Raw genomic sequence first — 12,372 nt, 5'->3', positions numbered from 1 at the left:
CGCCGAACATAGCGAGTCTCCTTGGCAGAGACTTCGGGGAATCGCGCAGAAAGAAACAACATTACTGCAGATATCTGTTAGGCATGCTCATGCCTCCATGGCTCTTGGGAGCTACGCTGCGCCTCCGTGGCCAGCGGTGATACTACACAACCTCGGTTCCGTACGTAATTTTGGGAGTGTTGCTTGCGCGCAGATGGTTCCCGGCGGGCCAGATTGCTTCTCTGGGGCCGCCTCTGGCGCATAGCATTAGCGCTAACCGTTGCGCTTCCGAGCAGAGCTGCGCTTACGGCGCGCGGCACTCCTGGTCCTCGAGACGCGACGGGTAAGCTTGCGCACACCACCAGCCACGCGTGGGGCAAGGTTTACGTCGTTGGGGGAGATGACGTTGTAGTGAAGCGACCAGCGCCTGAGCCCAACAGTTACCGCCACGCACAGGATTGCCGCCCAGGGTTTCCCCAGCCAGAAGACCATGACTGTTACGTAGTAAACGGCTGAGCCGGCAAGCGCGCACAGGGCGTAGTAGTTGCTCGGTTTGAAGATGCGAGGGATGTCGCCAAGGAAGACGTCGCGAAGCATACCGCCGCCTACGCCAGTTAGGGTGCCCATAAGGATTGCCGAGAACGGCAGAAGCCCGTAGACGATGGCCTTGTCGGTTCCCATGAGCGCAAAGAGACCCACGGAAACAATGTCCACCCATTCGATAATGCTGGAGAACCCGTCAAAGAGGCTTGGGAAGCAAAAGGCAAAGATGCCCAGGCCTGCAGCGGCGGGAATGGCGTAGGGCGAAGAGAGCATGTAGACCGAATCCACCTGCATGGTGATGTCGCGAATGAGCCCGCCGCCTAAGCCACAGAGCATTGCCAGGCCGACAAACCCCACAAGGTCGAGTTTGTGCTCCCGAGCCACCAGCACGCCGGAGACCGCACCCACCATGAGGGCCGCGAGGTCGAGCCAGGCAGGAAGAGATACGGCCGCCATTTCGGGGCCAAACTTTGAGAAAAGCTCCGGCATTCGGCCTCCCTGGGGTTGGACAGGTGTATATTTTCTCGCACAATGACCCGTGCGGACAAGAATAACCGGTGGAGAGAAAAACCACTTCCCCTTACCGGTGAACTTACGATATACTAGCCGTCGCGGTTCCTGGAGAGTTGTCCGAGTGGCCGAAGGAGCACGATTGGAAATCGTGTATACGCCTAAAGCGTATCCTGGGTTCAAATCCCAGACTCTCCGCCAGTAAATCCAGCGGCGTCCCACTGGGGCGCCGCTTTTCACCCCACGGAGGGGTGGCAGAGTGGTTGAATGCGGCGGTCTCGAAAACCGTTTACCCCTTCGGGGGTACGAGGGTTCGAATCCCTCCCCCTCCGCCATTTGAATGCGAGAGCAGGTGCCAGGTGGTGCCTGCTCTTTTTCTTTGTCGCGATGTCTAGGCGCGAACGGTGAATCGGAAAATGTGTAGAAGTTGTGTATGATGAGCATCTCGCTACGAGTTTTCGTTGTGGGCAAGGACGGCATTCGCCGCCCCCAGAGCGGTGCCTGTCAGCTCTGTGTCAGTAGCCTGTCCGTCCAGCGTCAGATTGTTGTCAGCGACGAGCCGTACCCTTTGGAAAGGCAAGAGGGACGCGTGGTCTCGAAAGTGCGGGGCGCATGCGGCAGGACGCAGAAGAAGTTGTGGATTCGGACACACATTCGCAGGTCACGGGGGAGTTGTCTTCGGGTGCTGTGATACGATACCAAATCGCATGCTTCCTGCCCTGGACGCAAACCTTCACGATCCAGGGCCATCAGCCCAGAGGAGGTGACACCATGAAGGCTTATGAACTGCTGTTCTTCGTCGATCCCACGAGCAACGAGGAGACTCGCGCTGGCGTCATGAAGCGCATCGAGGTCGCTATCACCACTGACGGCGGTACCGTCGGCTCCGTTGAGGATTGGGGCAAGCGCAAGCTCGCCTATGAGATCGACCACCTCACCGAGGGTGACTACACCCTCATCAACTTCCACGCAGATCCTTCCCAGATCGCAGAGCTCGACCGAGTCCTGCGCATCAGCGATGCCGTCAAGCGCCACATGATCGTGGCCCGCACGGACAAGGACTAGCCAGCGGAAGGCGGGCCATGCGCCCGCACAGAGAGGTAGTGAGCAACGTGAGCATTAACAGGGTGAACATTTCGGGCAACCTCACCAGGGACCCGGAGCTTCGTTCTACCGGCGGTGGCACCCAGGTACTCTCCTTTGGTGTCGCAGTCAATGACCGTCGTCGCAACCAGCAGACCGGCGAGTGGGAGGACGTGCCCAACTTCGTCGACTGCGTCGTGTTTGGCGCTCGTGCCGAACCGCTCTCGCGCTACCTCAGCAAGGGCTCCAAGGTCGCTATCGAGGGCAAGCTCCGCTATAGCTCCTGGGAGACCAAGGAAGGTCAGCGTCGCAGCAAGCTCGAGGTCGTCGTGGACGAGGTCGAGTTCCTCTCGTCCAGGAACCAGGCCGCCGCTCCGCAGCAGACTGCCCCTGCGCCGCAGTATGGTGCGCCTCAGCAGGTCCAGCAGGCTCCCTACGCCGCGGCACCCCAGCCGGCAGCGCCCGCGCAGTATCCCGCGCAGCCGGGCTACTCCGCACCCGCACCGGCAGCGCCGCCTGTTTCCACGCCCCCCGCGGCAGACGTGTACGACGAGGACATTCCGTTCTAGTAACAGTTAGGCGGCCCCAGGGCCGCCGTTAGAAAGGCAAACCAGACATGGCTCAGCAGCAGAAAAAGCAAGAGTTTCAGCGCCAGCCGCGTCGCAAGTACTGCCAGTTCTGCAAGGAGGAAACCGAGTACATCGACTACAAGGATGTGCAGCTCCTCCGCAAGTTCATGACCGACCGTGGCAAGATTAAGCCCCGTCGCGTCACTGGCGCCTGCACGCAGCACCAGCACGATATCGCGGTTGCCATCAAGCGCGCCCGCGTTATGGCGCTCCTGCCCTACACCGTCCCCGTGGTCTCCAGCCGCGGTGGCCGCAACCGCGGCTAGGTGCGGGGTTCGAGAGAGAACCACTAGGTCATGACGGTGGAGAAGCGCACAGATGAGCAGACCAGGGCACTTGCGCTCTGGGATGCGTCTCGCTCCAAGGATGGTTTGCCCGAGCAGGGCGGAATCGTTCCTACGGAGGGCGGCGCACAGGCACCGCGCGGCGGTTCGTCGCTCGTTGCCGGTCTCGTCATCTGTGCACTCGGTGGCGTTATTGCCGGGTACATCCCCATGCTTGGGTGCTTTGCCGTAGGTTACGGTGCAGTTGTCACCTTGGCTGCTCGTAACCGTCTGCAGGCACTCGCGACGCTCGCTTGCACGTTAGTGCCGGCGGCTGTCGTAGCGCTCGTGGTACAGGTTGCAACGGTGCCCAGCGTTCTTGTTGCCTGCACTCTAGGCATCGTGACGGCATGGGCCATCTCGCGCAGTAGGCTGTCGCTCTCGGTTACGTTTGCGCTTGTGGGGTGCGGCACGCTCGCACTCATAGGCGTCGACGCCATCCAGCTGCAGTCGATGGACTCCTCCATCGCCAACATGATCACGCAGCTTGTGAACGAGTACGCCAGCAGCATTGGTGTGGCGTCGGTCTCGGCCGTGGCCCAGATTGAGGCCCTGCGCGCAATGCTCCAGCTCTACTGGCCCAGCGCATACCTCGTTGTCGCCTTGGTCGAGTTCGTCTGCGCACTTCTCGGCGCCTGTGCGTCGGCGAGGCGAGAAGGACTTCGCGTCTCCATGCCATCGCTTGTGGATTACGACGTGCCCGTGTGGCTCGTTGGAGTCCTCGTGGCCGACATCCTCGGCATTGCGGCGGTGCGTGTGGTCCCGCAGGCGTTCACCAACGCCGTGAACATGGTTTCGGCCAACCTCCTGGTGGCGCTGAGGATTGCATTTGCGGTCCAGGGCTTTGCCATCATCGCCTGGCTCATCAGGACCAGGCACGTGGGGGCGTTCGCAGGCGCGTGCACCATCGTCGCCGGGCTCGTTCTCGAAGACCAGTTTTACGTCATGACCATCGTGGGGCTTGTCGATGTGTGGAAGAACTTCCGTCACCTTCCCAGGGGCGTGAAGACCACCGTCCAGAGCAACGCGGATCAAGATTAGAAGTCGGCATAGCCGACTGAACGAAGGAGTGTCCCATGAAAGTCATCCTCCTGGGTGAGCTCCGGGGCAAGGGCGGAGAGGGCGACGTCGTCGACGTGGCCCAGGGCTATGCGGAGAACTACCTCTTCCGCAACAAGATCGCCCAGCCTGCCACCCCGGGCAACCTCAAGCAGCTCGAGCAGCGCCGCAGCAGCATTGCCAAGCGCGAGGCCGAGCGTATCGCCAACGCCGAGGCAACCAAGGCTGTCCTCGACGAGAAGCTCGTGAAGGTCGACGCGAAGATTGGCGAGGAGGGCCAGCTCTTTGGCTCCGTCACCTCGCAGCAGATCGTTGACGCCATCAAGGCGCAGCTCGGCGTCGACGTTGACCGCAAGCGCATCGTCCGTGGCGCCACCATCAAGACTGCCGGCCGCCACGCCGTCGAGATCAACCTCTACCGCGAGATCAACGCGAAGGTCATCGTCCTCGTTGGCGATGAGCCCGTTGCCGAGCAGCCCGCGGCCGAGGAGGCCGCTGAGCCCGAGGTCGCTGAGGCCGCGGACGAGGCTGCCGAGACCACCGAGGCTGCCGAGTAACTCTCGGAGTTTTCGACCAGACCTGCCCTCAACTGGGGATTTCAACAATTCCCGCAGGTCAGGGGTAGGGGCCTCAGGGTACGGTGGGTAAGCGCATTACCACAAATTTGCCCCGCATGCACGAGTGGCATGCGGGGCAAACGCTCGAAAAATGCATTTTATTGGCCCGTCTAACTGGGAAAACGTACAGATTCCGGATAATCGAGCCAAACATGCAGGTGCATCTCGTTCGTAATGAATATTTAAGGCGATTGAGCAAGATGAGCTTCCCGGTCTCTTTCCGGCCGTTCGCGAAATTGTTGAAAACGTTGAAAACTCTCAAAATGCCCGCTCAGCGAGAGGCGTTTTCAACATTGCATGTAGAAGACTTTGGCCTTCTCCTCTCTTGCCGCAGGTAGAGGGCTTGTATCGGCTAAATGGCAGACAAAGGCACCACACGCGCGCAATGCGGTAGCATCCTGGGCAGTCGGGCGGCGCGCAAGCAGGAGGGAGTAGGCTCGTGGCACAGGACGGCTACGACATCAACCCAACCCAGATGACGGCGACGTCGGACGTTGCGATGCCGCAGGACCCCGAGGCCGAGTCCTCGGTCCTCTCCGCCATGATGATCTCGCAGGACGTGCTGCAGGAATGCCTCATCGAGCTGGAGCCGGATGACTTCTACATTCCCTCCAACCGCAAGATCTACCTTGCCATGCGCGAGATGTTCGACCGCAACATGGCGGTGGACACCATCTCGCTTGCAGACTTCCTCAAGAGCCAGGGCGAGCTGGAGCGCGTGGGCGGCAGGCCCTATCTCCTGGACCTTGGCAACAACTCGCTGGCTTTGGTGGGCTGGCGCCGTCACGTGGAGATGCTGCGCCGTGACTCCACGCTGCGCCGGATGATCTCTGCCGCCGCGCAAATCACCGCGCTTGCCTACGATGCTCCCGAGGACACCAAGGAGGTCGTTGACAAGGCCGAGAAGATGCTGCTCGACGTTACCAACAGGGATGTGCGCTCGAGCTACCAGCCCATCGGCTCCATCATGAGCGATCTCTTCGACCAGCTCTCGGACATGTGCGAGAACCAAACCGCCGAGCTGGGCGTCAGGACAGGCTTCCCCACCATCGACTCCAAGCTCCTGGGTCTGCGACCTGGCCAGATGATCGTCATTGGCGCGCGACCCGGCGTGGGCAAAACCTCCTTCGCGCTGAACCTTGCCGTGAATGCGGCGTTCAACGGCGCCTCCGTCGCGTTCTTCTCGCTTGAGATGAGCAAGATCGAGATCGCCCAGCGCCTGCTGTCGGCCCAGTCGGGCGTGGGCCTGCAGGAGATTCGCTCTGCCCACATCCAGAACGACCAGTGGCCCGAGCTCATCCGCGGCACAGACGAGCTCTCGGGCCTGGACATCATGATCGATGACACGCCTGGCACCACGGTTACCGAGATTCGAGCAAAGGCGCGCCGCATGCTCCATGGCAAGAAGCTCGGCCTCGTTGTGGTGGACTACCTGCAGCTCCTTTCGCCGCCCGCCGGCATGCGTCGAGCGGACAGCCGTGCCACCGAGGTCTCCGAGATGTCGCGTGGCATCAAGATCATGGCCAAGGACCTTGAGTGTCCCGTTATTGCCCTGTCCCAGCTCTCCCGTCGCGTGACCGAGCGCACCGGCAAGCGCCCCGAGCTCTCGGACCTGCGCGAATCCGGCGCAATCGAGCAGGACGCCGACATCGTCATTCTCCTCGACCGATCCATGGACGAGGAGGAGGCCGCCCGAGACGACCGCCCGGACATGGGCGTCACCAACTTCATCATCGCGAAGAACCGCTCCGGCGCCCTCGGCGACGTGCCACTCACCTTTGTGGGCAACAAGACCAAGTTCCTCGAGGTCACGACGCACTACGACGACTAGCGCCCACGTCCCTCTCGCCGGCACCTCGGCCAGTGCGTCCGCGCCGGGCCAGCGAGTACTTGTTTGGGCTGTGGGATGTTTCCGGACCCTGTTGCATGGCTCACGATAACCGCTGGCCATGCCGTATACTTGCGTGGTTAGGGGCGCCGTGTGCCAAGCGCCGGCCGCCCAATCTATCACACTCTTTTGAGGGGGAGCAATGCCTGCATCAGTTCTCGTGGGTACGCAGTGGGGCGACGAGGGCAAGGGTAAGGTGACAGACCTCATTTCCGGCGAGTTCGACGTTGTCTGCCGTTACGCTGGCGGAGCCAATGCGGGTCACACCGTCATTGCCGGCGGCCACAAGCTCGCCCTTCACCAGGTTCCCTCGGGCGTCATGTACCAGGGCGTCTACCCCGTGATTGGTAACGGCTGCATTGTCGACCCCGAGGTCCTTCTCGGTGAGATTGATACGCTCGAGACCCAGGGCATCTCCTGCAAGGACCTCAAGATTTCCGGCAACGCCCACATCGTGATGCCGTACCACAAGGACCTTGACGGCGCGCACGAGAAGAAGCTCGGCAAGAACCTCATTGGCACCACCAAGCGCGGCGTTGGACCCTGCTACATGGACAAGATGAACCGCACCGGCCTGCGCATCCAGGACATGCTGGACGAGAAGATCTTCCGCGAGAAGCTCGAGGCTGCCCTTGCCTACACCAATCCCATCCTCGAGAAGGTCTACGAGCTGCCCACCTACACCGTGGACCAGATCTGCGAGACCTACCTGCCCTACGCCGAGCGCATCCGTCCGTACATCGTGGAGAGCTCCCTGTTCCTCAATGAGCAGCTCGAGGCCGGCAAGAACATCCTCTTCGAGGGCGCGCAGGCCACCATGCTCGACATCGACCACGGCACCTACCCCTTCGTGACCTCCTCCAACTGCACCGCCGGCGGCGCCGTGACGGGCTCGGGCGTTGGTCCCACCCGCATCGACCGCGTGCTGGGCGTCGCAAAGGCCTATCTCACGCGCGTTGGCTCGGGCCCGTTCCCCACGGAGCTCTTCGATGAGGTGGGCGACAAGCTTGGCGAGGTTGGCCACGAGTATGGTGTGACCACTGGCCGCAAGCGTCGTTGCGGCTGGTATGACGCCGTGGTCGTGAACTACGCGGCCCGCGTGAACGGCCTTACCGACCTGGCGATCACCAAGCTCGACGTCCTTGGCTGCCTGGACGAGATTAAGGTCTGCGTTGCCTACGAGTGCGACGGCAAGCGCTACACCACGGTTCCCGAGCACCAGTCTGTCTTCTACCACGCCAAGCCTGTCTACGAGACCCTGCCTGGCTGGAAGTGCGACATCTCTGGCGTGCGCAACTTCTACCAGCTCCCGCGCGAGGCCAAGGACTACATCGACTTCCTCGAGCAGCTGGCTGGCGTGCGCGTCTCCATCATCACGGTGGGCCCCGACCGCGAGCAGACCATCAACCGCTACTGGGACTAGATAACACGCCGACGCGCCCGGATCGTCCGGGCGCGTCATGCCATTGCGAGAAACGAGGGATGACACGTGGGCGATTCTAAGGTTGATATTCTTCTCCTGGGCGCGGGCGGGCGCGAGCACGCGCTTCTCGCCAAGCTTGCCGAGTCGCCCCGTGCGGGTAGCCTCTGGGTGGCACCGGGCAACGGTGGCATGGATGCCATGGCCCAGGTTGCCCCCATTGACCAGAACTCGCCCGTCGACGTGGCAAACTTCGCCCGCGAGAACGGCATCGACCTTGTTGTTATTGGGCCGGAGGCGCCGCTTGTGGATGGCGTTGCAGATGCCGTGCGCTCGGCCGGCATCGCCTGTTTTGGGCCCAACGCCTCCGCTGCGCGCATGGAGGGCTCCAAGAAGTTCGCCAAGCAGGTCATGGCCCGTGCCGGTGTTCCCACCGCGGCCTGGCGCTCCTTCACCGAGCAGGAGCCCTGCGAGGAGTACGTTCGTCGTCTCGATGGTCCTTGCGTGGTGAAGGCCGACGGCCTGGCCGCAGGCAAGGGTGTCATCGTGGCGAAGAACACCGAGGAAGCCCTGGCTGGCGTGCGTGAGTGCTTCTCGGGCCGCTTTGGCGAGGCGGGGGCCACGGTGATTGTGGAGGAGACCCTCGATGGCCCCGAGTGCTCGCTTCTCGCGCTCACCGACGGCACTACGTTGGTGCCGCTTGCCACCGCGCAGGATCACAAGCGCGCCCTCGATGGCGACAAGGGCCCCAACACCGGTGGCATGGGCGTCTACTCGCCCGTCCCCATGGTCACTCCCGAAGAGCACGCTGCCATGGTTGCCATCGAGCAGCGCGTGGTCGACGAGCTTCGCGCCGAGGGCATCACGTACTCCGGCTGCCTGTACGGTGGCTTCATGCTTACCAAGGACGGCCCCAAGGTGCTTGAGTTCAACGCGCGCTTTGGCGATCCCGAGACCCAGGTGGTCCTGCCGCGCATGCAAGCAGACCTTATCGACGTCTTTCTCGCCTGCGACGAGGGGACCCTCTCGCCCAATATGGTCACGTGGGACGATGATTGGGCCGTATCGGTGGTTCTCACCAGCGCGGGCTACCCCGGAAGCTACGAGAAGGGCAAGGCCATCACGGGCATCGATCGCGCGGAGGCGCTGGACGGCGTCACCGTCTACCACGCCGGTACCGCAATCGACGCCAGCGGGCAGCTTGTCACGGCCGGTGGCCGCGTGCTGGACGTGACGGCCGTGGCGCCAACCTTCGAGGAGGCCCGACGCCAGGCGTACGCCGCGTGCGACCTTATCAACTTCGAGGGCAAGACCATGCGGCATGACATTGGCGCCAAGGCGGTTCTTCCCCGCAGCAATGGATAGCGCCGGAGCGCTTGCATAACGCAGCAATCAACGTATTTGGAGGCACACAGCGGTGGCACGGGTGCAGGACACGGGCGACGAGATGGGCGAGGGGTACTCCTACGAGGGTGCACCCACGGACGATTCGCAGATTCGCCCCCAGTACGTCGAGGCGGTTCCCACGATGGACGACCTTCGCTCGGCCACCGCGGACATGCGCTCCGCGGCCGATGACCTCACCTTTGACGGCGACCGCTCGAGCCAGGACCACGTCTCGGGCGTTCCGCAGATACGTGACCTGGTGCTGGGTGAGGATGACCCGCGCGACGCCAGCCTGGAAGAGCATCCTGTCTCCGAGGACGTTGCCTGGACCGGACGCATCTTCAACGTCAACCGCCTGCGTGTGAAGCTCCCGGATGGTCGAACTGCCGTGCGTGATGTGGTGCGTCATCCCGGTGCCGTGGCGATTGTCGCGCTCACGGACGAGGGGCGCATCTGCTTGGTGCGCCAGTTCCGCACGGCGCTTGACCGCGTGACGGTCGAGATTCCCGCGGGCAAGCTCGACCCCGGTGAGGACCCGCTTGACGCGGCCCACCGCGAGCTGGCCGAGGAGACCGGTATGCAGGCCGAGAAGATGGCCTACCTTACCACCATTGCCACGTCCGATGGCTTCTGCGACGAGCTCATTCACCTCTACATGGCAACGGGCCTGAGCTATCAAAAGTCGAGCCCCGATGCCGACGAGTTTATCAATGTGGACCTTGTTGACCTCTCCGAGCTGGTCGACGCGGTTCTTGACGGTAGGATTGAGGACGCAAAGACCGTGGTGGGCGCTCTTGTCTGCGACGCAATCGCGCATCGCCTTGCGCCTGGTGAGGCTGCTGGTCCTGTGAATGACCCCGCAGGCGAGGGGGAGCTTGATGGCTAAGTCGAACAACGAGATGGCCCGTCGCCAGACCAAAGCCCTTACCGGCGACGAGGCCGAGAAGCTCTTCGAAACCGTTGACGAGACGGGCCACTCCAACGAAGAGGTCGCCCGCCGCGAGCGCAGGCGCCGCAAGGAGAAGGGCGCGGGCGTCGACATCGACCCGCTTTCCGCCGACGACCCCTCCGGTTCCAACGTGGGCAAGGTCATCGCAAAGACGGCCGTTGGCTTTGTGCTGGTCTTTCTTGTGATTGTTGTTGTCGGACAGGTCATTTTTGGCGTGGTGCGTCGCTCCAACACCGCTGACCTCGCGCACAACGTGACGGTTGCCACGGTGGCTTCGGCGCTGCGCGGCGGCGTCGAGTGGGGCAACGGCTTCACGCAGTTCCCCGAGGACTTCTCGGTGCAGGAGGCGGACGAGAACACCGGTACCGTCGAGGTGACCGTGATTGACACAAGCTCGGAGGATGCGCTCGAGTGCTTTGCCGGCTCGCAGGTGCAGGCCTCGGCTTTCTCGGTGAACTGCCTGCTCAATCCCAACATCAACACCGTTATCTATCACGTGAACGTTCACATGGACGAGAACGGCAAGTTCAAGACGTCGCAGCTCTTTGGGTTCCTCAAGCCCACCGGCGACGTGACCTCGTTCATCACGTTTGTGTGGTCCAAGACGCAGAGTTCCACGGGCGTGAACTTTAATTGCAACATTACGGGTGTGGACGAGACGCTTGAGGAGGAGTTGCGCGACCAGGTCACCACGTCGTTTACGCCGGTTGCGATTCTGAATGACCTCACGGGCGGCTCGACGGGGAGCGATGCGGAGACAAGCAGCGAGTCCGGAGATGCGTCGACCGACAGCGGGAAGTAGGTGCGGCGCCCGTCGGGCGGCGTTTGGCGGCCAGCGTCATGCCGCGTGAGTTTGCCGTTTAGGGCGGGCTAACCGTTCGGAATTCGCGGCATGTCCGGTCCTGCCGCGACTCCTCGCCGTTTAGGGGCCCCTAAACGTTCGAAAAAGTCCTAACCGGCGAGAATCCGCGGCATTGCCGTGAGACCCGACGCCCCGCGCCCGCCGTCGCGCCTCGCGCCGACGCCCGCCGCCGCCACGGGCACCGGTGCTACCCCACCAGTGCGGCGACCTGCCCCAACAGGCTCTCGAACGACACCCCGCGCACCTCGTTATCCGGTTGCAGCCGCGTGATGCGCATGGCGTCGCGCACGAAGTCCGTGGCAAACGCCACCGCGTCGTACACGCTGCGACCGCACATCACGGCTCCGGTGAGTGCCGAGGCAAACAGGTCGCCGGTCCCGTGGGTCATGAACGGCAGCTGCTCGCCCACAACCTCTACCAGGTCGATCTTCTCGCCAGCAATGTAATTCCTGATAAGGCCGTCGCCGCGGACCACGCCCTTCACCACGACGAGACGAGCGCCCATACCCACAAGCTGGGCCGCATGCCGCTCGACCTCGGCCCGCGAGAGATCCTGCCCGCGGTAGGGTAGGCCGGTAAGCAGGTGCGCCTCGGTGAGGTTGGGGGTGAGAATGTCCGCTCCACTCACCAGCTCGCGCATCTTCTCGCACAGCTCAACCGTGTACGTGGGGTACATCTTGCCGCCGTCGCCCATCACCGGGTCGACAACGCGCAGCGCCTGCGGGTGCTCGCGGTACAGCCGCTGAATGGCGCCCACCTGAGCCGCAGACCCCAGAAACCCGGAGTAAATCGCATCAAGCTCGATGCCCTCCTTGGCCCAGGCGTCCAGGTAGTCGTCCAGGATCGGCGTCGTATCGTGCATGTAGAACGTGGGAAACTTGGTATGCGCCGAGAAGAGCGAGGTGGGCACGGGGCACACGTCGCACCCCGCCGCAGAGAGCACGGGGATGGCGATGCCCAGCGAGCACTTTCCGTATCCGCACAGGTCGTGCACGGCTGCGACGCGCGGGATGTACGCGCCTTCTCGCTGGTAAAGAATGAGATCCCTTGCGTTCATGCGGTGCCCTTCGGATCGTGTCTGGTTCGTCGCATCTGTTGCTGTTGGTCAATGATAGGCCCCAGCG

At 62.8% G+C, this 12,372-nt stretch carries 12 protein-coding genes and 2 tRNA genes; 12 read left to right on the top strand and 2 right to left on the bottom strand.

Annotated elements, in window-relative coordinates:
• Positions 1–252 precede the first annotated feature (252 nt).
• The gene (locus tag BMX94_RS07840; RefSeq protein WP_091005360.1) at positions 253–1,011 is read right to left on the bottom strand and encodes a trimeric intracellular cation channel family protein; all 759 of its coding nucleotides are present in this window, start codon (positions 1,009–1,011) and stop codon (positions 253–255) included.
• A gap of 131 nt (positions 1,012–1,142) precedes the next feature.
• Here BMX94_RS07840 and BMX94_RS07835 point away from each other — a divergent pair.
• From BMX94_RS07835 to BMX94_RS07780, 12 genes are all read left to right on the top strand, one after another.
• Positions 1,143–1,233 (top strand) — tRNA-Ser (locus BMX94_RS07835).
• A gap of 44 nt (positions 1,234–1,277) precedes the next feature.
• Positions 1,278–1,367 (top strand) — tRNA-Ser (locus BMX94_RS07830).
• A gap of 436 nt (positions 1,368–1,803) precedes the next feature.
• Positions 1,804–2,097: a 30S ribosomal protein S6 gene (rpsF, locus tag BMX94_RS07825; protein ID WP_091005358.1), complete on the top strand. Its 294-nt coding sequence runs from the start codon at positions 1,804–1,806 to the stop codon at positions 2,095–2,097.
• Between the two features lie 47 nt (positions 2,098–2,144).
• Positions 2,145–2,684, top strand: a complete 540-nt coding sequence (locus BMX94_RS07820) for a single-stranded DNA-binding protein (RefSeq protein WP_091005441.1) — start codon at positions 2,145–2,147, stop codon at positions 2,682–2,684.
• 47 nt (positions 2,685–2,731) lie between these two features.
• Entirely contained in the window at positions 2,732–3,010 is a 279-nt protein-coding gene (gene rpsR / locus BMX94_RS07815) for a 30S ribosomal protein S18 (protein ID WP_032110063.1), read from the top strand.
• Between the two features lie 30 nt (positions 3,011–3,040).
• Complete coding sequence (locus tag BMX94_RS07810; RefSeq protein WP_091005356.1) at positions 3,041–4,108, top strand: DUF2232 domain-containing protein; 1,068 nt, start codon at positions 3,041–3,043, stop codon at positions 4,106–4,108.
• Between the two features lie 35 nt (positions 4,109–4,143).
• Positions 4,144–4,683, top strand: coding sequence for a 50S ribosomal protein L9 (rplI, locus tag BMX94_RS07805; protein ID WP_091005354.1), 540 nt, complete (start codon positions 4,144–4,146; stop codon positions 4,681–4,683).
• A gap of 535 nt (positions 4,684–5,218) precedes the next feature.
• Positions 5,219–6,574 (top strand): replicative DNA helicase, encoded by a 1,356-nt coding sequence (gene dnaB, locus BMX94_RS07800; RefSeq protein ID WP_091005439.1) that lies wholly within the window; start codon positions 5,219–5,221, stop codon positions 6,572–6,574.
• A gap of 199 nt (positions 6,575–6,773) precedes the next feature.
• Positions 6,774–8,054 carry an adenylosuccinate synthase gene (locus tag BMX94_RS07795; RefSeq protein WP_091005352.1) on the top strand — a complete coding sequence of 427 codons (1,281 nt, stop codon included), beginning with the start codon at positions 6,774–6,776 and terminating at the stop codon, positions 8,052–8,054.
• Positions 8,055–8,120: 66 nt separating this feature from the next.
• Complete coding sequence (gene purD, locus BMX94_RS07790) at positions 8,121–9,416, top strand: phosphoribosylamine--glycine ligase (protein WP_091005350.1); 1,296 nt, start codon at positions 8,121–8,123, stop codon at positions 9,414–9,416.
• A 163-nt stretch (positions 9,417–9,579) separates the two neighbouring features.
• Entirely contained in the window at positions 9,580–10,323 is a 744-nt protein-coding gene (locus tag BMX94_RS07785; protein WP_177171381.1) for an NUDIX hydrolase, read from the top strand.
• Complete coding sequence (locus BMX94_RS07780) at positions 10,316–11,188, top strand: hypothetical protein (protein WP_091005348.1); 873 nt, start codon at positions 10,316–10,318, stop codon at positions 11,186–11,188. Before BMX94_RS07785 ends, BMX94_RS07780 begins: the two co-directional genes overlap by 8 nt.
• 247 nt (positions 11,189–11,435) lie before the next feature.
• On the opposite strand, the gene BMX94_RS07775 is transcribed toward BMX94_RS07780, so the two are convergent.
• Positions 11,436–12,305, bottom strand: a complete 870-nt coding sequence (locus BMX94_RS07775; protein ID WP_091005347.1) for a pyridoxamine kinase — start codon at positions 12,303–12,305, stop codon at positions 11,436–11,438.
• Between the last annotated feature and the right edge of the window lie 67 nt (positions 12,306–12,372).

Origin of the sequence: Olsenella sp. KH3B4, from assembly GCA_900111695.1 — a bacterium.
Lineage (GTDB): Bacteria > Actinomycetota > Coriobacteriia > Coriobacteriales > Atopobiaceae > Tractidigestivibacter.
The sequence above is the reverse complement of the archived record's forward strand: the minus strand, read 5'-3'. Positions and strand labels throughout refer to the sequence as shown.